Here is a 550-nt window from a genome sequence, read left to right on the forward strand (position 1 = left end):
ATTTGGTGACCACGCGTACTTACAAACACCACTGACGGCTGACCGACAAACCGTTATCCAACAAATCAAGCAAACTGTAATTGGCCTAGTTGGTCAACGAACCGCAATTGGCGATGGTATCGGCTTAGGAACAAAAACCTTTGTCGATAGCGATGCGCCCCAGCGCGTGATGATTTTGCTCAGTGACGGCAGTAACACCGCTGGAGTGTTAGATCCAATCGAAGCGGCTGAGATTGCGAAGAAATACAATGCCACTATTTATACCGTCGGCGTAGGTGCTGGCGAAATGATGGTGAAAGACTTTTTTATGACTCGTAAGGTCGACACCGCAGCCGACCTTGATGAACAAACGCTCACGAAGATTGCAGAAATGACTGGCGGGCAGTACTTCCGTGCGCGAGATGCCGAACAACTTGAAAAGATCTACGACACAATCAACAAACTGGAACCTGTATCAAGCGATATCCAAACTTGGCGGCCTCAGTCCGAATGGTTCCCATACCCATTGAGTGCCGCTTTAGTGCTTTCTATGTTGTTGTTCCTACTAAGG

1 protein-coding gene is annotated in these 550 nt (G+C 48.4%); it reads left to right on the top strand.

Going from position 1 to position 550, the window contains the following annotated elements:
• Window positions 1–550: VWA domain-containing protein (locus R7E78_RS29540; RefSeq protein WP_318059070.1), on the top strand; the 550-nt coding region annotated here is incomplete at both ends.

The sequence above is a fragment of the Vibrio sp. YT-19(2023) genome (genome assembly GCF_033337395.1).